At 75.4% G+C, this 24,366-nt stretch carries 21 protein-coding genes; 11 read left to right on the top strand and 10 right to left on the bottom strand.

The window, feature by feature from the left end:
* Together QYM41_RS14575 and QYM41_RS14570 are read right to left on the bottom strand one after the other, a co-directional pair.
* Positions 1 to 993, bottom strand: a complete 993-nt coding sequence (locus QYM41_RS14575) for a carbohydrate ABC transporter permease (RefSeq protein WP_368800498.1) — start codon at positions 991 to 993, stop codon at positions 1 to 3.
* Positions 990 to 2,354, bottom strand: coding sequence for an ABC transporter substrate-binding protein (locus QYM41_RS14570; RefSeq protein ID WP_368800497.1), 1,365 nt, complete (start codon positions 2,352 to 2,354; stop codon positions 990 to 992). Before QYM41_RS14570 ends, QYM41_RS14575 begins: the two co-directional genes overlap by 4 nt.
* A 191-nt stretch (positions 2,355 to 2,545) precedes the next feature.
* Between QYM41_RS14570 and QYM41_RS14565 the strand changes: the two genes are divergently transcribed.
* From QYM41_RS14565 to QYM41_RS14555, 3 genes are all read left to right on the top strand, one after another.
* On the top strand, positions 2,546 to 3,565 hold the full coding sequence (locus QYM41_RS14565) for a LacI family DNA-binding transcriptional regulator (protein ID WP_368800496.1): 1,020 nt from the start codon (positions 2,546 to 2,548) through the stop codon (positions 3,563 to 3,565).
* A 219-nt stretch (positions 3,566 to 3,784) separates the two neighbouring features.
* On the top strand, positions 3,785 to 4,663 hold the full coding sequence (gene ygiD / locus QYM41_RS14560) for a 4,5-DOPA-extradiol-dioxygenase (RefSeq protein ID WP_368800495.1): 879 nt from the start codon (positions 3,785 to 3,787) through the stop codon (positions 4,661 to 4,663).
* A gap of 241 nt (positions 4,664 to 4,904) precedes the next feature.
* On the top strand, positions 4,905 to 5,975 hold the full coding sequence (locus QYM41_RS14555; protein WP_368800494.1) for a hypothetical protein: 1,071 nt from the start codon (positions 4,905 to 4,907) through the stop codon (positions 5,973 to 5,975).
* Between the two features lie 224 nt (positions 5,976 to 6,199).
* On the opposite strand, the gene QYM41_RS14550 is transcribed toward QYM41_RS14555, so the two are convergent.
* From QYM41_RS14550 to QYM41_RS14540, 3 genes are all read right to left on the bottom strand, one after another.
* A complete protein-coding gene (locus tag QYM41_RS14550; RefSeq protein WP_368800493.1) occupies positions 6,200 to 7,426 on the bottom strand; it encodes an NAD(P)/FAD-dependent oxidoreductase in 1,227 nt (408 codons plus the stop codon).
* Between the two features lie 9 nt (positions 7,427 to 7,435).
* Positions 7,436 to 8,608 (bottom strand): type III polyketide synthase, encoded by a 1,173-nt coding sequence (locus QYM41_RS14545; RefSeq protein ID WP_368800492.1) that lies wholly within the window; start codon positions 8,606 to 8,608, stop codon positions 7,436 to 7,438.
* A gap of 142 nt (positions 8,609 to 8,750) precedes the next feature.
* Positions 8,751 to 9,362: a malonic semialdehyde reductase gene (locus tag QYM41_RS14540; protein WP_368800491.1), complete on the bottom strand. Its 612-nt coding sequence runs from the start codon at positions 9,360 to 9,362 to the stop codon at positions 8,751 to 8,753.
* A 125-nt stretch (positions 9,363 to 9,487) separates the two neighbouring features.
* On the opposite strand from QYM41_RS14540, the gene QYM41_RS14535 reads away from it, so the two are divergent.
* The 3 genes from QYM41_RS14535 to QYM41_RS14525 all read left to right on the top strand — a co-directional run bounded on the left by QYM41_RS14535 (position 9,488) and on the right by QYM41_RS14525 (position 14,113).
* Complete coding sequence (locus QYM41_RS14535) at positions 9,488 to 9,904, top strand: DoxX family protein (RefSeq protein WP_438612602.1); 417 nt, start codon at positions 9,488 to 9,490, stop codon at positions 9,902 to 9,904.
* A 183-nt stretch (positions 9,905 to 10,087) separates the two neighbouring features.
* Positions 10,088 to 11,725 carry a S8 family serine peptidase gene (locus QYM41_RS14530; RefSeq protein WP_368800490.1) on the top strand — a complete coding sequence of 546 codons (1,638 nt, stop codon included), beginning with the start codon at positions 10,088 to 10,090 and terminating at the stop codon, positions 11,723 to 11,725.
* A 246-nt stretch (positions 11,726 to 11,971) separates the two neighbouring features.
* A complete protein-coding gene (locus tag QYM41_RS14525; protein ID WP_368800489.1) occupies positions 11,972 to 14,113 on the top strand; it encodes a S8 family serine peptidase in 2,142 nt (713 codons plus the stop codon).
* Positions 14,114 to 14,239: 126 nt separating this feature from the next.
* Here the strand turns inward: QYM41_RS14525 and QYM41_RS14520 are convergent, their stop codons facing one another.
* Genes QYM41_RS14520 through QYM41_RS14510 form a run of 3 tightly spaced genes read right to left on the bottom strand, consistent with a single transcriptional unit; the run spans position 14,240 to position 16,175 of the window.
* The gene (locus tag QYM41_RS14520) at positions 14,240 to 14,788 is read right to left on the bottom strand and encodes a TspO/MBR family protein (protein ID WP_368800488.1); all 549 of its coding nucleotides are present in this window, start codon (positions 14,786 to 14,788) and stop codon (positions 14,240 to 14,242) included.
* Positions 14,789 to 14,790: 2 nt separating this feature from the next.
* Entirely contained in the window at positions 14,791 to 15,381 is a 591-nt protein-coding gene (locus QYM41_RS14515; protein WP_368800487.1) for a DUF2238 domain-containing protein, read from the bottom strand.
* Entirely contained in the window at positions 15,378 to 16,175 is a 798-nt protein-coding gene (locus QYM41_RS14510) for a glycosyltransferase family A protein (protein ID WP_368800486.1), read from the bottom strand. Before QYM41_RS14510 ends, QYM41_RS14515 begins: the two co-directional genes overlap by 4 nt.
* 38 nt (positions 16,176 to 16,213) lie before the next feature.
* Here QYM41_RS14510 and QYM41_RS14505 point away from each other — a divergent pair, with 38 nt between their 5' ends.
* From QYM41_RS14505 to QYM41_RS14485, 5 genes are read left to right on the top strand one after another with little or no spacing between them, the layout of a single operon-like run.
* The gene (locus QYM41_RS14505) at positions 16,214 to 16,831 is read left to right on the top strand and encodes a MarR family winged helix-turn-helix transcriptional regulator (protein WP_368800485.1); all 618 of its coding nucleotides are present in this window, start codon (positions 16,214 to 16,216) and stop codon (positions 16,829 to 16,831) included.
* Between the two features lie 38 nt (positions 16,832 to 16,869).
* Entirely contained in the window at positions 16,870 to 17,988 is a 1,119-nt protein-coding gene (locus tag QYM41_RS14500) for a polyprenyl synthetase family protein (protein WP_368800484.1), read from the top strand.
* Positions 17,985 to 20,471 carry a phytoene desaturase family protein gene (gene crtI, locus QYM41_RS14495; RefSeq protein ID WP_368800483.1) on the top strand — a complete coding sequence of 829 codons (2,487 nt, stop codon included), beginning with the start codon at positions 17,985 to 17,987 and terminating at the stop codon, positions 20,469 to 20,471. Before QYM41_RS14500 ends, crtI begins: the two co-directional genes overlap by 4 nt.
* Positions 20,468 to 20,821 (top strand): lycopene cyclase domain-containing protein, encoded by a 354-nt coding sequence (locus QYM41_RS14490; RefSeq protein WP_368800482.1) that lies wholly within the window; start codon positions 20,468 to 20,470, stop codon positions 20,819 to 20,821. Before crtI ends, QYM41_RS14490 begins: the two co-directional genes overlap by 4 nt.
* Entirely contained in the window at positions 20,818 to 21,999 is a 1,182-nt protein-coding gene (locus QYM41_RS14485; protein ID WP_368800481.1) for a prenyltransferase, read from the top strand. Before QYM41_RS14490 ends, QYM41_RS14485 begins: the two co-directional genes overlap by 4 nt.
* On the opposite strand, the gene QYM41_RS14480 is transcribed toward QYM41_RS14485, so the two are convergent.
* On the bottom strand, positions 21,989 to 23,488 hold the full coding sequence (locus QYM41_RS14480) for a phytoene desaturase family protein (protein WP_368800480.1): 1,500 nt from the start codon (positions 23,486 to 23,488) through the stop codon (positions 21,989 to 21,991). The two genes, QYM41_RS14485 and QYM41_RS14480, sit on opposite strands and share 11 nt — an antisense overlap.
* A complete protein-coding gene (locus tag QYM41_RS14475; protein ID WP_368800479.1) occupies positions 23,485 to 24,351 on the bottom strand; it encodes a UbiA family prenyltransferase in 867 nt (288 codons plus the stop codon). Before QYM41_RS14475 ends, QYM41_RS14480 begins: the two co-directional genes overlap by 4 nt.
* Positions 24,352 to 24,366 lie beyond the last annotated feature (15 nt).

Genomic DNA, 24,366 nt, shown 5'->3' with positions numbered 1-24,366 from the left:
TCACTTCTCCCGGAAGAGTCGTTGGAGGGGCAGGATCACGGCCAGCACGAGGGCGCTGAGGACGAGCGCCAGGGCGGAGGCCAGTCCGATGCGGGACTCGGTGAAGCCCAGCTGGTACACCTGCACGCCCGGCACCATCGTGGAGTAGCCGGGCCCGCCCTGGGTGGCCATGAAGACGATGTCGAAGCTGGCCAGGGCGGCGATGACGGTGATGGTCACGCACACGCCGATCTCCTGGCGCAGTCCGGGCAGGGTGATCGCCCGGAAGGTCTGGAAGAACCCGGCGCCGTCCAGGGTGGCGGCCTCGTAGAGGGAGGTGTCGATCTTGCCGATGCCGGACATGAGCAGGATGGTGCAGAACCCGAGGTTGATCCAGGTCCCGATCAGGCCCACCGCCGGCAGCGCCCAGGTGAAGTCGCCGAACCAGGCGCGGGTCACGGACTCGAGGCCCACGGCCGACAGCAGCTGGTTCACCGCCCCGGTGGTGGCATACATCCAGCTCCAGGCGATCGCCGCGGCGGCGGCCGGGATGACGTAGGGGATGAACAGCAGGGTCTGGGCCAGCCTGCCCAGGCCTTTGCTGCGCAGCTCCCGGATCAGCCCGGCCACCAGCAGCGCCACCGTGACGGGAATGACGGTGAAGAAGACGATCAGGAAGAAGGCGTGCCCGATGGAGGACAGCAGCTGCGGGTCGGTGAAGACCCGCACGTAGTTCTCCAGGCCCACGAAGGTGGCCACGGTGATGCCGTCCCAGTCGTAGAAGGAGTACTGGATCGAGGCGGTCAGCGGGCGCAGCACGAAGAGCGCGTACATGACTGCTGCCGGTGCGGCGAACAGCCAGCCGCTCCAGTTCCTCCGCCGCCGCGGGTGCGGGCCCCGTCCGGCGCGCTCCTCCCGTCCGGTGTCCTCCCCGTGACCGGCGCGCTCCGCCGCGGTGGGAGCCGGCCGGACGAGGCCCTGCAGGGGGCCGGCGGAGCCGTCCAGGGAGCTCATCGGTCCAGCTCGCTCTCATACTGGCGCTGGACGGCGGCCAGCAGGTCCTCCGGGGTCGTGGCCCCCTCGACCAGGCGCTGGACCTCGGAGTTCCAGGTGGTGGTCAGCCCGTTGGTGGCGTTCTGCACGAACTGCACCTGCCCGTCATCCTCCACCAGCCGCGCGAAGGCCTCCTGGATCTGGGTGTTGACCGAGCCCTCCTCTGTGCTCGGGATCTCGCCCTCACCGGAGGGGGCGAAGCCGGCGTCGGCGACGACCTGACGGGCCTCCTCCGATCGCAGGAAGTTCAGGAATGCCGCAGCGGCGTCCTTCTCGTCAGCACCGGCCGGGACGGCGAAGTTCGAGGCCGGGTCCGACATGGTGGCCTGCTCGATTCCTTCCCGGGCCGGCGGCAGGAAGAACCCGACGTTCTCGCCCATCTGCTCGTCCAGAGCGGCCGCATCCCAGTTGCCGGAGAAGTAGAGCAGAGCCTCGCCGTTGGCGAAGCGACCCAGCGCCGCGGTGCCGTCGGTGCCGTTGGTGTCCTCGGGGAAGTACCCGGCCTCGGCCCAGTCCTGGACCGTGGCCACGGCCTCGGCGGCCTCGGGGGTGTCGATCGTGGCCTCGGGGGCGTGGAAGACCCACTCGTTGACCGACTCGGCCCCCAGGGCGTTGTTGAGCATCATCTGGGTGGTGAAGACGACCTGCCCGGTCTGGTTCCCGGCCATGATCGGCACCGTCCCGGCCTCCTCGGCCCGGGCCAGCAGCTCCTCCAGCTCCTCCATGGTCCGCGGCGGGGTGGTCATGCCCAGCTGCTCGGCGAGCTCCTTGTTGTAGTAGAAGCCGGTCACGGTGAAGCCGTCGGCCACGGTGTACTGGGAGCCCTCGCCGCGCACCCCGTCCTCGTTCACCCGGTACTGGGCCAGCTGACCCTCCGGCAGCTCGTCCCAGTCGTACGCGTCGGCGTAGGCATCAAGCTTGGTCAGCAGCCCGTCGCCGACCACGTCCGACAGGGCGATCACCCGGGCGATGTCCGGCGGGTCGGCCGAGGCCAGCACGCGCGGGGCGTTCTGCGCCTGCACGTCGTCGGGGTCGTAGCGACCGGTGATGGTCACGTTCGGGTGCTTCTCCTCGAACGCCTCGATCAGGGCCTCGTCCTTGGCCTTGAGCCCGGCACCGTCGTAGAGGGTCAGCTCGACGGGCTCGTCCCCCAGGTCGGTGGAGACGTCCGTGGGAGCGGCCCCGGACGCGGCCGGGGCCGAGCCGGCACCGGGCGGTGCGCAGCCGGCGAGGGCGAGCAGGGCGCACGCCCCGGCTCCCAGTACGCGTAGCCTGGCAGGCGTCAGGCGGACAGAGTTCTCGGCGACCGGTCGATCGGTCATGGCACTTCCTCCTCCGGAAGGGGTGGCGCCCCGTTTTCGGAAGCGCTTCCGAACATGATCTGCGCCATATTTCTGGACTGTCAACCCTTTGTTCCGGTGTTGGTCGAGATTTCCTTTCTCGTCGCTGACGATGCACTCGGGGCTTTGTGTGGTCATTGAGGAAGCGTTTCCGATGGCTCTACACTGAGATCATGAACTCCTCGAAGGCCGTCGGCCTGGCCGACGTCGCCCGGGAGGCCGGTGTCTCGCTGGCCACCGCGTCACGGGCCCTCAACAGCGCCTACGGCGTGGCCGCCGGCACGCGGGAGCGCGTGGCCGAGGTCGCCCGTCGTCTCGAGTACGTCGCCTCCCCGGAGGCCTCGCGCCTGGCGACCGGCGCCCGGCGCAGCGTCGCCCTGGTCGTGCCCCACCTCGAACGCTGGTACTTCGGGGAGATGGTCGGGGGGCTCGAGGAGGTCCTGCGCGAGGCCGGTCACGACGTGCTGCTCTACCAGGTCGGTGATCCCGGGAGCCGCCACGCGTTCTTCGAGCACCTCCCCGCGCGCCGCAAGGTCGACGCGGTCGTGGTGGTGGCCGTCCCGGTCACCGAGCACGAGCGGCGCCGTCTCGAGCTGATGGGCGTCACCATCGTGGCCGCCGGCGGGCAGGACGCGACCTATCCCTTCGTCTCCGTCGACGACGCCGCCGCCGTGCGCCAGGCCACGGAGCACCTGCTGCGTCTGGGGCACCGGCGGATCGCCGTGATCACCGCCGTCGACCCCGACCGCGCCGAGCAGCCGGTCCGGCGCGGGCGCACCCGGGGGTTCTACGAGGCCATGGCGGAGGCCGGCGTCCCGGTCGACGAGGAGCTGGTCGTGGCCACCGCCTGGGGCGGAGTCCAGGCCGCCGAGGCCATGGAGGGGCTGCTCAGCGGCCGCACGATCCCCACCGCCGTGCTGGCCCACTCCGACGAGATGGCGCTGGGGGCGATGCGCACCCTCCGCCGCGCCGGGCTGCGCGTGCCCGAGGACGTCTCCGTCGTCGGGATCGACGACCACCCGCTCGCGGAGCTGGTCGACCTCACCACCGTCCGCCAGCCCGTCCGGGACCAGGGGGTGCAGGCCGCGCACCTCCTGCTGGCCCTGCTGCGGGGTGAGGAGCCCGACCTGGCCCGGAAGCTGCCGACCCGTGTCGTCGTGCGCAGCTCCACCACCACCGCCCGGCAGGGCTGACCCTGGCGCCCGCGCGTGCGCTCCGGTGGTGGTCCGCGCCGGAGGGTGCCGGTGCGGCGGTGCGCGTCCGGGCTCCGCCGTCCGGCGCGGCCGCCCGGTGGCCGGGTCCGTGCCGCCCGGGGCGCCCGGCCCCCTTGGCGGGAGCGCGGGAGCAGGGCAGGATGGCCGCAGCGGACCACTGCGGCCGGGGCCTCCGGGCTCCGGCGCCGAGGAGGCATGATGAGCGGTCGGGACACGGGCGCGGGCATCGTGATGCCCGCGGCGTTCTTCGGGCACGGCAACCCCATGAACGCCCTGGAGGTCAACCGCTACACCTCCGCCTGGCAGGCGTTCGGCGCCTCCGTGCCGCGGCCCCGGGCGATCCTGGTGGTCAGCGCGCACTGGTACATCAACGCCACCGCGGTCACCGCGATGCCGGCCCCGCGCACGATCCACGACTTCTACGGCTTCCCCCAGGAGCTGTTCGAGGTGCAGTACCCGGCGCCCGGGCTGCCGGGCCTGGTCGAGGAGATCAGCGACACCGTCCACCCGACCTGGATCGGTGCCGACGTCGACAGCTGGGGCATCGACCACGGCACCTGGTCCGTGCTCACCCACGCCTTCCCCGACGCCTCGATCCCGGTGCTGCAGATGAGCATCAACGCCGACAAGCCCCTGGACTACCACCTGGACCTCGGCGCCCGCCTGGCGCCCCTGCGGGAACAGGGCGTGCTGATCATCACCAGCGGGAACATCGTGCACAACCTGGGCGGGATGGACTGGACCCGCACCGACGACGGCTACGACTGGGCCAGGCGCTTCAACGAGGACGCCAAGGAGCGCATCCTCACCGAGCCCACGGAGCTGGCGGCCCTGGACGCCCACCGCGACTGGGACCTGGCCGTGCCCACCCCCGACCACTTCATCCCGTCCCTCTACCTCGCCGGCCTCGCCGGGGCCGCGGGGGCCACGGACACCTCCGTGCTCGTCGCCGGCTACTCCTACGGCTCCCTGTCGATGACCGCCTACACCCTGGGCATGGCCTGCCCCCAGGGGTCGGAGCAGAGCGGCTCCTCCCGGCCGCCGGCCGGCCTGCCCCCGGACGGCTCCAACATCTGAGCGCTCCGCGCACCGCGGCGGGGCCGCCGCCGCGGATCGCCCCACCGCCGGTGGGGCCGGCCGCCGTGCCACCGTGGCGCCGCCGGGCCGGAGGAGGCGCCGCTCCGGCCCTGGGGATCCCGGCGACTATGCTCGGGCCACGACGGACGGGCCGGCCGCCGCCGGGGACGCGGGGTTTCCGGGCCCGGTCCGGGACGAGCCGACGGGGCGCCCGTGGGCCAGGAGAGCGGAGGAGAGGTCCGTGCGGACGCTGACACTGGGAGTGCTGGCCGATCCGGGCCTGCCGGAGAAGGTCGCCCGGCGGGTGGCCGAGGAGCTGCCGCGCGCGCTCGCGGAGCACACCGGTCCGGCGGCGTCCTGGGTGGTGGAGGTCAGCCGCGAGACGCTCCCGCTGACCGCCGACGGGGACATCCCGCTGCTGGAGAAGGCCGGCGACCTGCGCGCCGAGCACGGCTGGGACTACGTGGTGTACCTGACCGACCTGCCGCGCGCCCATCAGGGGGACCCGCTGCTGTGCGAGGTCGGTGGGGCGGCCGCCGCGGCCCTGGTCTCGCTGCCCGCCCTGGGCGCCGACCACTTCTCGCACAAGGCCTGTCGGCTGCTCGTCACGCTGGTCGGGGCGCTGCGGGACGGCGCTGCGGAGCAGCCGGCCGCCGACGCCGTGCACCGTGCCCTGGGCCGGGCGGCGGTCCGGCGCGAGTCCCCGGCGGCGGACGTCTCCTACCTCGTGCTGCCCGGGCGGGTGAACCGGTGGCGGCTGCTGATCGGCATGGTGCTGAGCAACCGCCCGGGCCGCCTGCTGCCGGCCCTGGCGAGCTGCGTGGCCGCCGCCGCGGCCACCGGCGCCTTCGGCATCTTCTACGCGTCCATCTGGGGCATGTCCGATGCCCTGTCCCCGCACCGGCTGGCCGGGGTCAGCGTGGTGGTCACCGGGGCGCTCAGCGCGTGGCTGATCGTCCACAACGGCCTGTGGGACCGGGCCCCGGAGGAGGACGAGCCCTGGCGGGCCAGGTCGGACAACGCCTCCACCGTGATCACCGTGTGGCTGAGCGTGACCCTGATGTACCTGCTCCTGTGGGCGATGCTCTTCCTCGTGGGCCTGGCCGTGATCGAGGCGGGCTACCTCGAGTCCCAGCTGGGCCACCCGGTGAGCCTGCTCGACTACCTGGGCCTGTCCTGGCTGGCCGCGTCCCTGGGCACCCTGGCCGGTGCCCTGGGCTCGAACTTCGACAGCGACGAGGCCATCCGCGAGGCCACCTACAGCCGGCGGGAGCACCAGCGCCGGCAGCTCGCCGACAGCTACGACGACTGAGTGCGGGGGCGCACGCCCGCCGCCGCCCGCAGCGCCCACCGGCCGGAGCGGGGGCGGTCCCGTCCCGGCGCGTCCCGGGCGGACCCCCGAGGTGCCCCCTGAGCGCAGACACGCCGGCTCCGTCCGACCTCGACCCCTTCTCCGACGAGCTCCTGGTGGGGACCACCCTGACGACCGATCCGTCGAGCCGCCGGACGACGCGTGCCGTGCTCCCGGCGGACCTCTCAGGCGAGCAGGGCCTCCGCGGCCCGGCGCCCGGAGCGCAGAGCGCCCTGGGTCGAGCCGGTGGTGCGGTGGTCGCCGGCCACGTAGAGGCCGTCCCCGAGGGCCGCGGGCCGGTCGGCCACGGTGCCGGGCGGCTGCTCCGGCAGCGCCCCGCGCACCTCGTGCACGGTCAGCAGGTCCCAGGCGGCGGCGTCCGTGGACCAGATGGTGCTCAGCTGCCGCCGGACGTCGGCCTCGGCGGGCAGCGCGGCGCCCCGCGGCAGCAGGGCGGTCGCCTGGATCAGGGCCCGGGAACCGGGGGCGTAGCTGGGGGCGGCGTTGCTGACCACGGCCGTGTCGATCAGCGGGCCCTCGGACTCGCCCGGCAGCACCAGGCAGCCGAGCTCCGAGGGCGGCGACTCCGCCGCGAACCACCACGTCGCCTCGCCCTTCATGGGCGTCTGCGGCAGGTCCAGGAGCCGGGCGGCCGCGGGGCCCTCGGCGGCCACGACCACGGAGTGCGCCCGCCGGACGGTGTCGCCGGCGCCCACGGCCCATCCGTGGGCGGTGCGCTCCACCGAGTCCACGCGGGCGCCCAGCACGGCGGGGGAGCGCAGCCCGTCGTGGATCCACTCGGGCAGCGCGCCCATGCCCCCGGCGGGCAGCCCCGGCGTGCCGAGCAGGAACCAGCCGACGAGCTCGCGCACGAAGGCGGCCGAGGTGCGGCCCTCGTCCTCGAGGATCACGCCGGCCAGGAACGGCTCGAGCACCAGCTCCCGCAGCGGCCCCCGCACCCCGGCGGCGTCGAGCGCGTCGTGCCACGGGCGGTCCTGTGCCTCCTCGCGCCGCGCGCGGGGGTCGAGCCCGGGGGCGAGCCAGGCGGCCAGTGCGGGCAGCCGGCGCAGCTCCACGAGCGGGCTGCGCAGCGTGCCCGCCAGCCGGGACGGCAGGCGCCGCGGATCGGCCAGGACGTCGATCCCGCCGCCGCGGCGGACCCCGGCCGCGGCGTCGAACTTCTGGAGGCCCAGCGCCGCGACGTCCACGCCGCGCCGCAGCTCGGTGTAGGCGGGGTTGAGCACCTGGAACCCGCGGTCGCACCGGAAGCCGTCGACCACGTCGGTGCGGATCCTGCCCCCGACGCCGTCGGAGGCCTCCAGGACCAGCACGTCCAGCCCGTGCCGCTCGAGCAGGTGGGCACACTGCAGGCCGGCGATTCCGGCGCCGACGACGACGACGTCGTGGTCCACGGGGACCTCCTAGCGGATCGGGACGGCCCCGGCGGGATCGAGCTCCGCGGCCGGTGCCGCGGCCCGGACGGGGATCGTGAACAGCGCCGACTCTACGGTCAGGCCCGGTCCGAACGCCAGGGCGCAGACGGTGCGCCTCTCGTCCGCGGGGGCCTCGTCGATGACCTGGCGCAGGACGTGCAGGACGGTCACGCTGCTCATGTTGCCCCGGGTGGCGAGCACGTCCCGGGACTCCCGCAGCGCCTCGGGGGGCAGCCCCAGGGTGAGCTCGAGCTTGTCGAGGATGCCCCGGCCGCCGGGGTGCAGGGCCCAGTCCGTGATGCTGTCCCGGTCCACGGAGCCCTCCGGACCGTCGAGCAGCGCCGTCAGGGCCGTGTGGATGTTGTCCTCGAGGACCTGGGGCACGGCGGCGCCGAGGATCATCTCGAACCCGGCGTCCCCGATGGTCCAGGCCATGGCCGCCTCGCCGTCGGGGATCACGAGGGTGCGGAAGCGGTTCAGCTCGAGCAGGGGGGTGACGCCCTCGACCGTCCTCGCGCTGACCAGGGCGGCCGCGGCGCCGTCGGCGAAGAGGGCGGCCCCCCGGATGGCGTCCGGGTCCCGGGCCGGGCGAAGGTGCAGGGTGCACAGCTCCACGGCCACCAGCAGGACCACGGCCTCCGGGTCCGCCGTGGCGATGGCGGCGGCCTGGCGCAGTCCGATCAGGCCGCCGTGGCAGCCCATGAAGCCGATGTGCGCGCGGCGGACCCCCGGGTCGAGGCCGAGGTCCCGGACCAGGCGGTAGTCGGGGCCGGGGGCGAAGAAGCCGGTGCAGGAGACGGTCACCACGTCGGTGACGGAGGCGGGGTCCAGGCCGGGGCAGCGCGCGAAGGCGTCCCGGGCGGCCTCGTCGAACAGCGCCGGGGCCCGCTCCACGTAGGTCCGGTTCCGGGCACCGGTCAGCGGCTCGCGGAACCGGCCGTCCGGGTCGATGTAGGGGGACCCGGTGCGGTCGCCGCCCTCGACCAGCTCGGCCAGCACGGTGTGCCGGCGCCGGACCCCGGAGGCACCGAACACCGTGCGCAGCAGCCGGGAGTTGAGCCGGTCGGTGCCGGGCTGGGCCTGGTAGAGGGCCTGGGCGTCGGTCTGCTCGAGCACGTGCGGCGGGAGGGCCGTGCCGAGGGACAGGAGTGCGGGCGTCATCCCGACCAGTATCCGTCCTGGGGCCGACAGGTGCCACGGAGGACGCGCGGAGATCTCCGGGCGGGCCCGCGCTCGGCGGGTCCGCCCGGGGGCCCGGAGAGGGCCTGGGGAGAGATCGCGGGGGTCGCCGCGGTCGGCGGTCTCAGACGGTGGTGGTCGCGGCGTCGAAGTCGAGCCGCGGCAGCCGGTCGTGGCGCGGGGCGGCCGGGGTGCCGATGTTCACGACCATCAGTGCGCGGCGGCTGGTCCCGGCGTGGAACTCGGCGTCCACACCGGCGGGGTCGAAGCCTCCCATGGGGCCTGCGGCGAGGCCCACGGCGCGCACGGCCAGCACGAAGTACCCGGCCTGCAGGTGGGCGTTGTCCCGGCCCATCTGGGCGCGCAGCTCCTCGTTGCCGGCGAACATCTCCTGGTTGCCGGCGGCGGGCGGGAAGACCACGGGCAGGTGCTCGTGCCAGTCGACGTCGTAGCCGAGCACCGCGACGACGGGCGCCGCGGCGGTCTTGGCCCGGTTGCCCTCGGCCATGTGGGGCAGCAGGCGCTCGCGCGCCTCGGCGGAGCGGATCCACGTGACGCGCAGCGGCTGGATGTTCATGGCGGTCGGGCCCATCTTGGCGAGCTCGAAGGCCGCCCGGAGCTGCTCGTCGGACACGGCCTCGTCGAGGAACTCGGACGCCGTCCGGGCCTCGCGGAAGAGCAGGTCGGCGGCGAGGGCGTCGAGCGTGAGCTGGTCCTGCAGGGCGTCGGGGGTCATGAGAAGTCCTTTCGGCGGCAAACATCTTGTGGTGTACACGTCAACAAAGAGTGGGGGCCGTTTATGCCAGGGCGGACTGTGCTGTTCGTCACCCCGGGGAGGGTGCGAGTGCGTACCCTGGGTCCGTGACCCCTCGTCAGCTCCCGCCCGGCGCCGCTCCCCGCGGCGGCCCCCGCCGCCCCGCCACGTCCTCCGCCCTGCGCCTGGGCGCGGCCCTGTGCGGGACCGGCACCCTCCACCTCCTGCGGCCCGCGCTGTTCGACGGGCTGATCCCCCGCGCGCTGCCGGGACGAGCCCGCACCTGGTCGCTGGGCTCCGGCGTGGCCGAGCTCGGTGCCGCGGCGCTGCTGCTCCACCCCCGGACCCGCCGTACCGGGGGCTGGGCCACGGCGGCCCTCCTCGTGGGCGTGTGGCCGGGCAACGTCACCATGGCCTGGCGCGCCCGCCGGGGCTCCCGGATGCGGCGGGCCGTGACGCTCGCGCGGCTGCCGCTGCAGATCCCCCTGATCGCCGCGGCACTGCGCGTCGCCCGGGCCGGCTGAGCGCTCCCGGGCGTCCTCGCCGTCCATCAGGGTACGCATTCGGTCACACACGCACACGCTCCCTACGCTGGGCAGAGCACGGGAGTGGGGGCTCCGTCTCCGCAGGGGAACTCCCGCTCCAGTCCATCGGGGGGTGGGCCGTGCCGAGCGTGCCGCCTCCCGTCCCGACGGCCGGAGGACTCCTTGACGACCACCCGCAGCACCACCGCCTCGCTCGCGCTCGCGACCGCCCTCGCCCTCGTGCCGCTGGGCTCCGCCGTCGCGGCGCCCGGGGCGGGCCTGCCCGTGGTCCCGGCGCCGCCGCAGGCCCCGGCCGTCCCCGGCGAGCCGCCGGCCCGGGCGACCGACCGCCTGGTCGTGAAGTTCCGGGGCGGGGCGGTCCCGGAGGGCTCCCGGGACGTCGTGTACGCGCAGGCCGCCGACCGGGCCGGGGGCGCCGGGCTCGTGGAGTCCGCGACCACCGCGGACGGCGCGCAGGTGGTGCAGGCCGGCGGGATGCTGGCCGGAGCCGAGCTCGAGGAGCTGACCACGGCCCTGGAGCAGGACCCCGCCGTGGAGTACGCGGAGCCGGACCTCCTGGCGACCACCGCCGCGGTGCCGAACGACCCCTCCTACGCGACGATGCAGTGGAGCCTGTGGGACGACCCGGCCGGGCTGGCCATGCCCCTGGCCTGGGACCGGGCCACCGGCGCCGGTCAGACCATCGCCATCGTGGACACCGGCATCACCCCCCACCCCGACCTGGACGCGAACGTCCTGCCCGGCTACGACTTCGTCTCCACGGCGCAGAACGCCCGGGACGGGGACGGATGGGACGCCGACCCCACCGACATGGGCGACCACCCCGACGCCGCGCTGTGCCCCGGCACCTCCCAGTCCCTGGGCGCCACCTGGCACGGCACGCACACGGCCGGCGTCGCCGCCGCGGACGCGAACAACGGGCAGGGCATCTCGGGGGTGGCCCCCGACGCCAGGATCCTCCCCGTCCGTGCCGTGGGCGCCTGCAGCCAGGGGTACATCAGCGACGTGGCCGCGGGCATCCGGTGGGCCAGCGGCGCGCCCGTGGCCGGCGCCACCGCCAATCCCCACCCCGCCACGGTCATCAACCTCAGCCTCGGGGTCCCGGGGGAGTGCCCGGCGGTGCTGCAGTCCGCGATCGGCGAGGCCCTGGCCCGGGGGATCCCCGTGGTCGCGGCCGCGGGCAACCAGGCCGTGGACGCCGCCCGGTCCGCTCCGGCCAACTGCGCCGGTGTGATCTCGGTCGCCGCGACGGACGTGGCGGGGGCGCTGGCCCCCTACTCCAACTTCGGCTCCGTCACGCTCGCGGCCCCCGGCGGGGACCCTTACGGGCCGATCCTCTCGACCGGCAACGCCGGCACCCAGGGCATCGGGGCGCCCGCGTACACGACGCACAACGGCACGTCGATGGCGGCGCCCGCGGTCTCCGGCGCGGTGGCCCTGCTGCGCGAGACCTCGCCGGGTCTGGGCGTGGCGGAGCTGCGGAACGCGCTGACCTCCACGGCCCGGCAGGCGCCCGGCGGCTGCGCGCCGGGCTGCGGCGCGGGGATCGTGGACCCCGTCTCCGCGCTGGTCGCGGCGCAGGGCGGAGAGCCCTTCACCACCCGGGGCGGCATCGGCTCGCTGCACCGGAGGATCGGCGTGACCGCCGGCGAGCCCCGCTCCCGGGAGCTGTGCGCCCTGGGCGGCACCCCGTGCTTCCAGGAGTTCGCCAACGGGTGGATCATGTGGAGCGTCGCGCTCGGCGCCCGCTGGTACCAGGTCCTTCCGAGCCAGTGGTGGCAGGATCCGGCCACTCCCTGACCGCACGCACCGCCCGCCGGCGCCGTCCACCTCCCGGGGTGGGCGGCGCCGTCGTCGTCTCCCCGGGGCGGCTCGGGGACGCCCCCGGGGAACCGCGAAACCCCAGCGAAAAGCATGGATCTTCCCATTCGGTAACAAAAGCAACCGCTCCGTACGCTGAGCCCAGCGGCTCCGGCTCCCCCTCCCCACGGCCGGTGCGCTGCAGGTCCGCGCCGCGCGCGGCACCCCCCACCGGCTGGAGAACCCATGACGTCCTTCCACCGCCGCGCCCTGGCGGCAGCCCTGGTCCTGGCCCTCCTCGGGGGCGCCGCCCCCGCGGCCGCCGGGCCCCCGGCGGAACGCGCCGTGCCCGCCGCGCACGCGCCCGCCGCGGACCGGGCCGGCACCGACGGGCCGAGGAGCACCGGCGCGACCGACCGGGTGGTCGTGAAGTTCCGCGAGGACGCGCGCAGCACGCCGCGGACCCGCGAGCGCGTCTACGCCGAGGCGGCGGAGCAGCTCGCACCCCCGGGCGGGGCGGCGAGCGGTCCCGGGGCGCCGGCGCCCCGGCTGGACGAGATCAGCGAGACGGTGGACTCGGCCAGGGTCGTGGCGGCCGGCGACCTCCTGGACCCGCGGCAGCTCGAGACCCTGACCGACGCGCTCGAGGAGGACCCCGCCGTCGAGTACGCCGAGCCGGACCGTCTCGCGAGCATCGCGGCGACCCCCGACGACCCGTACTACGCGACGTCGCAGTGGAACCTGCAGCCGACGCCGGCGGGCCTCGGGCTGCCCGCCGCGTGGGACCGGGCCACCGGGGCGGGGCAGACCATCGCGGTCGTGGACACCGGCATCACGTCCCACCCCGACCTGGACGCCAACGTCCTGCCGGGCTACGACTTCGTCTCCCTGCACGCCGGCGCGGTGCAGCCGGGCCACGCCCGGGACGGCGACGGGTGGGACCCGGACCCCCGGGACGAGGGGGACTACGCGGGTGCGGACGAGTGCTGGTCCGGCTCCGCGGCCCGGAGCTCCTCCTGGCACGGCACGCACACGGCCGGCATCGCGGCGGCGCGGGGCGGCAACGCGACCGGTGTGGCCGGGGTCGCCTACGACGCCGCGCTGCTGCCCGTGCGCGCCCTCGGTGCCTGCGGGGACGGGTACGTCTCTGACATCGCCGTGGCCATCGCCTGGGCCGCGGGCGAGGACGTCGGCACCGTCCCGGCGAACCCCCGTCCCGCGACCGTCGTGAACCTCAGCCTCGGCTTCCTCTCCGGGACGTGCCCGGCCGTCCTGCAGGACGGCATCGACCGGGCCCTCGCCCGCGGGGCGAGCGTGGTGGTGGCCGCCGGCAACAACGACCGCGACGCCAGGATGGAGTCCCCGGCGAACTGCCGGGGCGTGATCACGGTGGCCGCCACCACCGCCCACGGCGGCCGCGCCGCGTACTCCAACTGGGGCCGGGTCACGCTGGCCGCCCCGGGCGGGGACCCCGCCCGGCAGATCCTGTCCACCGCGAACTCCGGCGGAAACCGGCCGGGCAGCGGCTCCTACTCCTACAAGTACGGCACCTCGATGGCCAGCCCCACGGTCGCCGGCATCGTGGCCCTGGTCCGCGAGACCGACCCGTCCCTCACCCCGGCCCAGGTCAAGGACGTCCTGGTCGCCACGGCCCGCCCCCTGCCCGGGCCCTGCCCCGGCGGCTGCGGCGCCGGCCTCGTGCACCCGCGGGCCGCTGTCGCCCGGGCCACGCTCCAGGAGGGCTACACCGTGCAGGGAGCCATCGGCGCCCTGCACGCCCGGATCGGCTCCTCCACCGGGGCGCCGCGCTCGCACGAACGGTGCGGCCTGGTCCGGGACGGCTGCTACCAGGAGTTCGAGCGCGGCGCCGTCTACTGGAGCCCGGACACGGGCGCCCGGTGGGTGCACGGCGCCGTGCGGGGCGCCTGGAACCGGGCCGGCGGCGTCAACGGACTCCTGGGCTACCCCCGCACGGTGGAGGTGGGCAACGGCGCCGGCGGCGTGCACCAGCTCTTCCAGGGAGGCACGGTGGTCTGGAGCGCCGGCACCGGCGCCGTCCCCGTGCGCGGGGCCATCGGCGGGCGCTGGGCGTCCCTGGGCGGGGAGACCGGTCTGCTCGGGTACCCGCTGGACGCCGAGCGCGGTGGCCTGACCGGCGGCGGGGCGCTGCAGGACTTCGCCCGGGGCAGGATCCTGTGGTCCCCCGCGACCGGCGCGCAGCCCGTGCACGGGGCGATCGGCCGGGCCCACGCCGATCTGCGGGGCGAGCAGGGACGGCTGGGCTACCCCGTGACCCCGGAGCTGCGCGCCGGCGGCACGACCGTCCAGCACTTCCAGGGCGGGTCGATCGCCTACCACCGCGGCGGCATCACGATCTCCTACCGCTGACCGCCCCGCCGGCCGAACCGAGGGCCGACCCGCTGACCGCGCCGCCGGCCGACCCGAGGGCCGCGGCCGCCGCCGGCCTGCCGGCTCATCCGGCGGCAGCGCCGCCTGCCGGTCCGCGCGGCGGCCTCAGGAGTTCAGCCGGTGGATGCGGGCGCTGAGGAGGGTGGCGAAGCCGCACCAGCCGGCGTAGGGCAGCAGCGCGGCTCCGTGCAGCGGGCGGGCCTGTCCGGCCCGGCGTGCGAGATCCGCGGTGCTGGCGGTCAGCGCCGCGGCCGTCGCCGTGGCCAGCGCGGTGTCGTGCTTCGTGAAGAAGACCCAGCTCCACCCGGCGTTGAGGGCGAGGTTCAGCGCGAGCGCCCGGCGGTAGCCGCGCTCGAGCCGTGCGGCCTCGGAGGGCGCGCGGGCCGGCCGCCGGATCGTCCGCACCCGGGGGCCCCGGCGGTGCAGGCCCGGCCCGGCCTGGCGCTGCAGCTCGGTCAGGACGGCGGCGGAGGTGATCGCGAGGTCCGCGTAGAGCGCCGTCCACACGACCGGGAACACCGCCGCCGGCGGCTGCAGCCGCGGCTTCCGCAGCTGCCGGTACCAGGAGCTGTCCACCCCGGCGGAGGCGGCGGTGCCGGCCGCGGCGGCGGCCCCCGTCCGCACGGAGGTCACGAGCAGATTCGTCCAGAACATGGTCAGTCCTTCGTCTCGGTGGTGCCCGGACCCCTGCCGGGGCCCGGACCTCGGGGGACCGCCGGGCGGCCGGCGGCTGCCCGCTGCCGGGCCCAGGAGCCGACGATCCCGGCGACCACGGCGCCGGCGTGGCCGGCGGCGAGGTCGCCCATGGTGTCCAGGTAGCCCACGTTCACCTGGGGGTCCACGAGGTAGTAGCCGGCGAACTCGAGATACTCCCACACGAGGGCCAGCGCCGCGCCCAGGGAGCTCACCAGGACCACGTGGGAGACCGGGCCGGGCGGGCCGAGCCGGGACCAGCGCTCCAGGCCGCGGAAGGCGAGCTCCGCGAGCACGGCGGTGGCCGCGAAGTGCACGACCGCGTCCCAGTACGCGTACCTCTCGTAGAGCAGGAACACCGAGCTCCAGGCCGCCGTGAGCAGCGTCAGGTCCGTGGCCAGCTCCAGGGCCGCGGGCAGCCGGGCCCGCCACGTGATGGTGATGCCCAGGCACACGAGCATCATGACGGAGGCGCCCACGGCGTCGAAGAACAGGGCGGCGAGCAGCACGGAGAGCGGCCCGGCCCACCGCACGGCGAGGGCGAGCCGGCTCATGCGCCGTCCCCGCGGCGGCCCAGGCGCGCCTGCCACCGCTCCCAGGGGCGCTCGTCGGCCCAGTTGAGCCGGATCGTCCGGACGGCGCGCGCCAGCCGGCGCACGGCCGGGCGCCCGGCCCGCAGCGCCCGCGGGGACATGCCCACGGAGAGCCCGGGCACGAACAGGATCCGGTGCGCCGGGTCCAGCCGGAAGCTCAGGTCGAGGTCGTCGTGCAGCTCCGGGTCGTGCCGGTGGACGCGGTCCCGGACCTCGAGCCACCAGGACCGGCGCATCGCCATGTTGGTGCCGAACAGCGGCGGGTGGGCCAGCGCGGCGGCAGTGGAGACCACGTACAGGCCGATGTACAGCGCGGAGAGCAGCCCGGCGAGGGCCGGGGGGAGGCCCTGGAAGCGACCCGGTCCCGCCACGGCCACCACGTCCGGGCGGGACCCGAGGGCGGCGAGCAGCCCGGCGATCCACCCGGGGCCGGGGAGGCTGTCCGCGTCGCAGCGCACCACCACGTCGCCCCGGGCGGCGTCGTAGCCGGCGGCGGCGGCCGGCGGGATGCCCCGCACGGGCTCGAAGACCACGCGGGCCCCTGCCGCCCGGGCCACGTCCGCCGTGCCGTCCTGCGAGGCGTTGTCCACCACCACGACCTCGTCCGGCGGACGGGTCTGCGCGGCCAGCAGCCGCAGGCACCGGGCGAGGTGCGCGGCGTCGTTCCGGGCCGGCACGACCACGGACACCGTCGGGACGCGGGGTGCCTCCGGCGGCGGGGACGCCGCTCCGATCGGATCTCTGCTCTCCGTCATGGCCCCATTCTCCCGTGCCCGCGCCCTAGAATCAGCACATGCAGTCCGACGAGGGCACGACCAGCACGTCCGGCGCCGCGGCGCCGGACCGGGCGCCGGGCGGCAGTCCCCACCAGGGGCGACGGGGCTTCGACGTGCTCTTCCTGCTGCAGCAGTTCAGCACCGAGGCGGAGCGCTACGCGGACCAGGTCCGGCGCGGCTTCGGCCTGGCGCACAAGGACGTCCACGCCCTCAACGAGGTCATGCAGGCCAACCGGGCCGGCCGGCCGATCCGGGCCGGCGACATCGCCCGCCGGCTCGTGCTGAGCGGTTCGGCGACCACGACCGTCATCAAGCGGCTGGTCGCCGCCGGGCACCTGGTGCGCACGGTCGATCCCCGCGACCGGCGGGAGGTCAGCCTCCGGGCCACCGAGCACGCCTACCGCTCCGGCCGCCGGATGTTCTCGGCCATGGGCGAGGAGGTCCTGGCGGTGCTCGACGACTGCACCGACGAGGAGATCGAGGTCCTGCGCCGGCGCCTGCCCCAGCTCACCGACGCGGTCCGCCGGGCCGGGCGCCGGGCGGGGGAGAGCGGGGCCGCCGACGGCGCGGCCGCGGAGGACGGGACGGCGCCGGCGGGACCCGGGGCGGCCCCGCGCCCGGCGGAACGCAGATGATTCATTCGATTTTCGAAGGACTGTGGTGGAATGGGGGAATGGTGACGGTCTTCTCGCGCGAATCGGCCTACTCGAGCGCCCGATCGGGCGCCGGAGCACGTGCCGGGCACGGTGCCGACGGGGCGCCCGCCCCGGTCCCCGTCCTGGAGGACTTCCTGGCCGAGGCCACCGGCCGCGCCGAGGCCGTGGACCCCGGCTTCGCCCGGCTGTGGGGCGAGGTCGCCCGGCTGAGCTCCGGCGGCAAGCGGATCCGCCCGCACCTGGTCCGTCTCGCGGCCGGCGCCTACGCCGCGCCCGAGCCGGCCCCCGTGGTCGAGGCCGTCGGCGCGGCGTTCGAGCTGCTGCACACCGCCCTCATCGTCCACGACGACGTCATCGACCAGGACGAGCAGCGCCGCCACCAGCCCACGATCAACGCCGCGGCGGCCCACCGCGCGTTCGCCTCGGGCTCGGGCCTGGACCAGGCCCGGCAGTACGGCGCGAGCGTGGGCGTCATCGCCGGGGACCTCGCCCTGGCCGGGGCGTACCGGCTCGTGGCGCGCTCCGGGCTCTCGCCCGAGCGGCTGCCGCGCCTGCTCGAGCTGCTCGACGCCGCCCTGTTCTCCTCGGCCGCCGGCGAGCTGCTCGACGTCGACCACGCGCTGCCCGGGGCCCGCCCCGGGCGCGAGCAGGTCCTCGCGGCCACGTGCCTGAAGACCGCGGTCTACTCGTTCGAGACGCCCCTGCAGGCCGGCGGGGTGCTCGGCGGGGCGCCCGACGAGGACGTCGAGGTGCTCGGGCGCCTGGGGCGCACCGTGGGCACCGCCTACCAGCTCGTGGACGACCTGCTGGGCGTCTTCGGGGACCCTGAGGCCACGGGCAAGTCCGTGGTCAGCGACCTGCGCGAGGGCAAGCGCACCATGCTGGTCGCCGCGGCGCTGTGCACCCCGGTGGGGGAGGAGCTCGACGCGATCCTGGGCCGCCACGAGATCAGCGGGGAGCAGGCCCTGCGGGCCCGCGAGCTGCTCGAGCAGTGCGGGGCGCGGCAGGAGGTCGAGGGCATGGTCGCCGAGTGCGCGGACGAGGCCCGTTCCCTGCTCGACACCGCCGGGCTGCCCGCGTCCCTCGAGCAGGACCTGCGCCGGATCGTGGCCGGGGCCACGGAGCGCATCCGGTGACCGCGGCACAGCACACCGGGTCCCCGGCCGAGGCCGCCGCCCGCTACGACGACGCCGCCCGGCAGGCCGCCGCGACCGTGATCCGCCGCTACTCCACGTCCTTCGGGCTCGCCTGCCGGCTGCTGGGCCCGGAGGTCCGCCCGCACGTCTACGCCGTCTACGCGCTGGTGCGGATCGCCGACGAGATCGTCGACGGCGCCAGCGCCGGCGCCGGGGTCCCGCCCCGGGGCGCCCGGCAGCTGCTGGACGACCTCGAGGAGGAGACCTACGCGGCCGTCGAGCGCGGCTTCAGCAGCAATCTCGTGGTGCACGCCTTCGCCCGCACGGCACGCCACGCGGGGATCGGCCCCGACCTCGTGGGGCCGTTCTTCACCTCGATGCGCGCCGACCTCAGCGAGGACCGGCACAGCGCCGACTCCCTGGACGAGTACGTCTACGGCTCCGCCGAGGTCGTGGGCCTGATGTGCCTGCAGGTGTTCCTGGCCGGCCGTGCCGTGCCCGAGCAGGACCGGTCCCGCCTGGTGGCGGGGGCCCGCCGGCTGGGGGCGGCCTTCCAGAAGGTCAACTTCCTGCGCGACCTGGCCGAGGACTACGGGCAGCTCGGCCGCGTGTACTTCCCCGGCGTGGAGCCCGGGGAGTTCTCCGAGACCGAGAAGACCCGGTTCCTCGACGACATCGACGCCGACCTCGCGGCCGCCCGCGCGGTGATCGACGACCTCCCCGCCTCCTCCCGCGCCGCCGTCCTCGCCGCCCACGACCTGTTCCGGGAGCTGTCCGTGCGGATCCGCGCCACCCCCGCGCGGGAGCTGCTGAGCTCCCGCATCCGCGTGCCGAACCCCCGCAAGGCCGGGCTCGCCGCGGCCGCCGTGGTCCGGGCGCGCACCCACCGCCGCCCCGCCGCACCCCGGGGGCGGCACGCCGTGGTGGTGGGGGCCGGGATCGCCGGGCTCGCCGCCGCGGGCCTGCTCGCGAAGGACGGCTGGGACGTCACCGTCCTGGAGCGCGGGACGATCACGGGCGGGCGCGCCGGGGTGCTCGAGCGGGACGGCTTCCGCTTCGACACCGGGCCCTCGTGGTACCTCATGCCGGAGGTCTTCGACCACTTCTTCCGGCTCATGGGCTCCAGCGCGGCCGAGCAGCTCGAGCTCGTGCGCCTGGACCCCGCCTACCGGGTCTGGGGCGAGCGGTACGAGCGGCCGATCGACATCCGCTCCGACCTCGAGGACACCGTGGCGCTGTTCGAGTCCGTGGAGCCCGGCTCGGGCCCGCGGATCCGCGCGTACCTGGCCTCGGCGAAGCGGACCTACGACCTCGCCGTGGACCACTTCCTCTACACCTCCTACGCCTCGTTCACCCCGCTGCTGACCCGCCCGGTGCTGCGGAGCCTGCCGGAGCTCGCCCGCCACCTCACCGGGTCCCTGCACGACCTCGCGGCCCGCACCGTGCAGGACAACCGGCTGCGGCAGGTCCTCGGCTACCCGGCCGTCTTCCTGGCCGGCGCCCCCCGGATGACGCCCTCGCTGTACCACCTCATGAGCCACATGGACCTCACGGACTCCGTCCAGTACCCGCAGGGCGGCTTCCGCCAGGTCATCGGGGCGGTCGAGCGGCTCGCCGTCGCCCACGGCGCGCGCCTCCGCACCGGGGCGGACGTCGTGCGGATCCTGACGTCCCCGGCCGCGGACGGGCCCGTCCGGGCCACGGGCGTCGTGTGGCGGGACGCGGAGGGGACCGAGCACGAGCTCGCGGCGGACCTGGTCGTCTCGGCCGCGGACCTGCACCACACCGAGACCGCGCTGCTGCCGCGCGAGCTGCAGAGCTATCCGCAGCGGTACTGGGACCGGCGCCAGACCGGCCCCGGCGCGGTGCTCGTGATGCTCGGGGTCCGCGGGGAGCTGCCCGAGCTCCCGCACCACAGCCTGTTCTTCAGCGAGGACTGGGACACGAACTTCCGGGCCATCTTCGAGGAGCCCACGAGCGTCCCGGACCCCGCCTCCGTGTACGTGTGCAAGCCCTCGGCCACCGACCCCGGGGTGGCCCCGGAGGGGCACGAGAACCTGTTCGTGCTGATCCCGGTGCCGGCCGACCCCGGCCTGGGGGCGGGCGGACCGGACGGCGCCGGCGCCGCGCAGGTCGAGGCGGCCGCGGACCGGGCGATCGACCAGATCGCGGCGTGGGCGGGCGTGCCGGACCTGCGCGAGCGCATCGTGGTGCGCCACACCGTGGGGCCCGAGGACTTCCGGCGGGACTTCAACTCCTGGCGCGGCAACGTGCTGGGGCCCGCCCACGTGCTCAAGCAGTCCGCGTTCTTCCGGGGCGCCAACCGCAGCCGGAAGGTCGCTGGCCTGCACTACTGCGGGGCCTCGACCGTGCCCGGCATCGGCCTGCCGATGTGCTTGATCAGTGCGGAGATCCTGCTCAAGGACCTGCGCGGGGACACCTCCACCGGACCGCTGGCAGAACCCCCGGTGCCCCGCGGATGAGCTTCGCGTACCTCGGGTTCCTGCTGCTCAGCCTGGCGGGGATGGTGCTCCTCGACGTGCGGGAGACACTGTTCTTCGCCCGGGCCCCCCGCCGGGCGGCCGCCGTGCTGCTCGCGGGCCTGGTGTTCTTCCTGGCCTGGGACGTGGCGGGGATCAGCCTCGGGATCTTCCTGCACAGCACCAGCGTCTGGGCGACCGGCTGGATGGTCGCCCCGCAGATCCCCGTGGAGGAGGTCGTGTTCCTCGTGTTCCTCTGCTACCTGACCATGAACCTCGTCCTGCTCACCGAGAAGGCGCTGGCGCGCCGGTCCGCCGCGGCCGGACGCGCGCGGGAGGAGGAGGCCCCGTGACCTACGCCCTCGTCATCCCGGTCTTCCTCGCGCTCGCCCTGACCCCCGCCACCCTGCTGGTCCGCCGGCCCTCCCCGGCGCCTCCCCGGCGCCGGGTCCTGGCCGTGCTCGGGATCTCCTTCGCGGTGCTCGCGGTGCTGACCGTGGTCTTCGACAACCTCATGATCGCCGCCGGGTTCTTCGACTACGGGGCCGGGCACACCACGGGGCTGCGGATCGGTCTCGTGCCGGTCGAGGACCTCGCGTACCCGCTCGCGGCGCTGCTGCTGCTGCCCCCGCTGTGGTGGGGGCTGGCCGAGCGGGGCCGGCTCCGCGCCACCGTGCGCACCCTCGTGGCCACCTCCCGGCCGCTCTCCTGGGTCAACACCGCCTACCCCTTCGCGGCGGCCTACGTCATGACCACCGGGCGGGTGGACCTGCCCCTCGTGGTGGGGACGCTGTTCTTCCTCTTCCCGTACAACCTGCTCATGTACGGGATCAACGACGTCTTCGACTACGAGTCCGACCTCCTGAACCCCCGCAAGGGCGGGGTCGAGGGGGCGCTCGTGGACCGCTCCGAGCACCGGATGATCCTCGTGGGCTCGGTGCTGACGGCCCTGCCCTTCCTGGCGTACCTGTTCCTCGCGGGCGGCCCCGCCGCGGCGTGGGTGCTGGTGGTCAGCCTGTTCGCGGTGGTGGCCTACAGCCTCCGGGGCCTGCGCTTCAAGGAGGTCCCGTTCCTGGACTCGGCGACCTCCGCGGCCCACTTCGTCTCCCCGGCCGTCCACGGCCTCGCCCTCGCCGGGGCGGTCTGGTCACCGGGCCTCGTGGCCCTGTGCGCCGGGTTCTTCCTGTGGTCGATGGCCTCCCAGGCGTTCGGGGCCGTCCAGGACGTCCGGGCGGACCGGGAGGGCGGTCTGCGCTCGATCGCGACCGTCCTGGGCGCCCGCCCCACGGTGTGGGCCGCCGCGGCGTTCTACGTCGCGGCCGGGGTGCTCCTGCTGCTCACCCCCTGGCCGGGGCCGCTGGCGTCCTTCCTGGTGCTGCCCTACCTGGCCAACCTCGTGCCGTTCCTGACCATCACGGACGCCGACTGCGAGCGCGCCCACCGGGGCTGGCGCCGGTTCCTGTCGCTGAACTACGTCACCGGGTTCCTCGTGACCCTGCTGCTGATCCGGGCGTGGGAGCTCACCCGCTGATCCGTTCCCGGGGGCCCGGGCGGGAGCGGCGCGCCCCGGAGCCGCGGCCCCGGTCGAGGCGCTCCAGCAGCCGCCCAGTCGAGACCATGGCCCCGCCCAGCACCGCGGGCAGTCCGCCGCCCGGGTGGACGGAGGCCCCCACCCGCCACAGCCACGGCCGCCGGGGACCCGTGTAGGCCGGGGTGTGCAGCGGGCCGCTGCGCCAGGTGGGGCGCACCGCGCCGTACAGCGCCCCGCCCGCCGAGCCGTGCGCGGCGAAGTGCGCGGGGTCGAGGATCCGCGTGCTCCGGAACCGGTCCGTGAGCGGGCCGGGCAGCCCGAGCACCTGTGCCGCGCGCTCGAGCTCCCGGGCGACGAAGGGGTCCTCGAGGGTGTAGGCCTTCCCGTTGGCCGGTGCGGTCAGCAGCAGGGCGAGCGTGGCCGCGCTGTTGGGGTAGACCCCGTGCGCCGGATAGTAGTTCGCGAAGGCCATGGTCTGCTCGGGCTCGGCCCCGGCCTCCAGGTCGGCGTACAGGTCGGCCGGACGGTCGGGCAGGATGACGCCGTGCCGGGGCGTCCCGGCGGGCAGGTCGGGGTCGAGCACCGCGTAGACGGCGATCGCCGAGCAGCTGAGCCGGCGCGGGACGCGGGGGGCGCGGCCGGCGAGGAGGCCCTCCAGCCGGTGGGCGTCGAGCCCGCTGACGACGGCGTCGGCCGGGTACGCGCCCCGGGCCGTGCGCACCAGCCCGCGGGCCACGGAGGTCGCCGGTTCGCCGGTGCGGATCTCCACCCCCGCGCCGGCCGCCAGGCGCCGGAGGGCCTCGACGAGCTCGTGCACACCGCCCCGGGGGATCCAGACCCCGTCGCGGGCCATCACGGCCGGCATGCTCGCGTACAGCGCCGGGGTGCGGGAGGGGCCCACGCCGGCGTTGAGGGTGTGGATGGCGATGACCTCGCGCAGGCCCTCCGGCATCCAGGTGAGGCTGTCGAGATAGCTGCGGGTCGTGAGCCGGCGCCCGTACAGCCGCCCCAGCCGGCCCAGCGCGGGCAGCGCCGCCCGGTCCAGCACGTCCGTGGTCAGCAGCCGCGTGATGTCCGGGCCGAGCACGCCGTGCTCGGCCTCGAAGCGGGCCCACGCCGCGTGCCAGGGGTGCCCGGGCGCCACCGGCAGCTCGCACCGGGCGCCGCGGTAGTAGTACGTGCCGACCCCGGGCAGGCGCTCCAGCTCGAGCCCCGCGGTCTCCGCCGCCCCCGGGCCCGGGGGCGCGTCCTGCACGGCGCCGGCCGCCCGCAGGCGGTCCAGGCGGCGGAGGAGCTCCTCCCACACGCCCGGGAACGTCACCAGGGACGGCCCGGTGTCCATCCGCTGGCCGGCGGCCTCGATCCGCCCGCTCTTGCCGCCGAGGTCCTCGGCGGCCTCGAGCAGGGTGACGCGGTGACCGGCGTGGCCGAGCAGGGCGGCCGACGTCAGCCCGCCGATGCCACCGCCGACGACGACGACGCGGCTCACGGGTACAGCCCCAGGTACAGCGCCACCGTCAGCTGCACGCCCGCCACGGCGCCGGCGACGTAGGGGAAGGCGATGGACCACCGGTAGAGCCGGTGCCCGGTCCCGGGCCTCGGGTCCCGCAGCAGGGACAGCACGAGCCACCCCGCGATGAGGGCGTTGACGGCGGCCACCGGGACGCTGACCAGCGCGAAGCACAGCGTGGACACCGCCCACCAGGCCCCGCTCCACAGGCCCGTCCCGCGCGGGCCCAGCCGCACGGCCGTCGTCGTGATGGCCACCGCGCGGTCCTCCTCGATGTCCTGGACGGCGTCGAACGCGTGCTTGGCCACGCTCCAGGCCATCAGGCCCAGCGCCGCGGGCCACACCGGGGCGGCCCCGAGCGCGGGGGCCACGAAGACCAGGGGCAGCGCGTAGGCCGCGTTGCTCAGCGAGTCGAGGAAGGGCCGGGCCTTGAAGCGCAGGGGCGGGGCCGAGTAGAACACGAAGACCAGGACGTAGAGCGCGATCCAGGCGAGCGCGGCCGGGGGCAGGGCCACCGCGAACCAGACCAGGAACGGGACGTTGGTGGCGAGCACCGCGGCCCAGATGGTGCGCACCTCGGAGGACACGATCCGCGCCCCCTCGACCCCGCCCTTGCGGGGGTTGAGCGCGTCGGTGTCCTGGTCGAAGACGTCGTTGACGCCGTAGATCAGCAGGTTGAAGGGGAGGGTCAGCCACAGCAGGAGCGGCAGCGCCTGCCAGTCCCAGAGCGTCCCGGCGAGCCACAGGGCCACCGTCCCGGGGCCCAGGGTGTTGACCCAGAGCACCGGCCGGGCGATGTGGACGATCCGCTGCAGGGCGGGGGCGGGTCCTGCCAGGGTCACGGCGTCGGCTCTCCT

The sequence above is a fragment of the Kocuria oxytropis genome (assembly GCF_040981195.1).
Taxonomy (GTDB): Bacteria; Actinomycetota; Actinomycetes; order Actinomycetales; family Micrococcaceae; genus Kocuria; species Kocuria oxytropis.
Note: the sequence above shows the minus strand (reverse complement) of the source record. Positions and strands in the feature narration are given on the sequence as shown.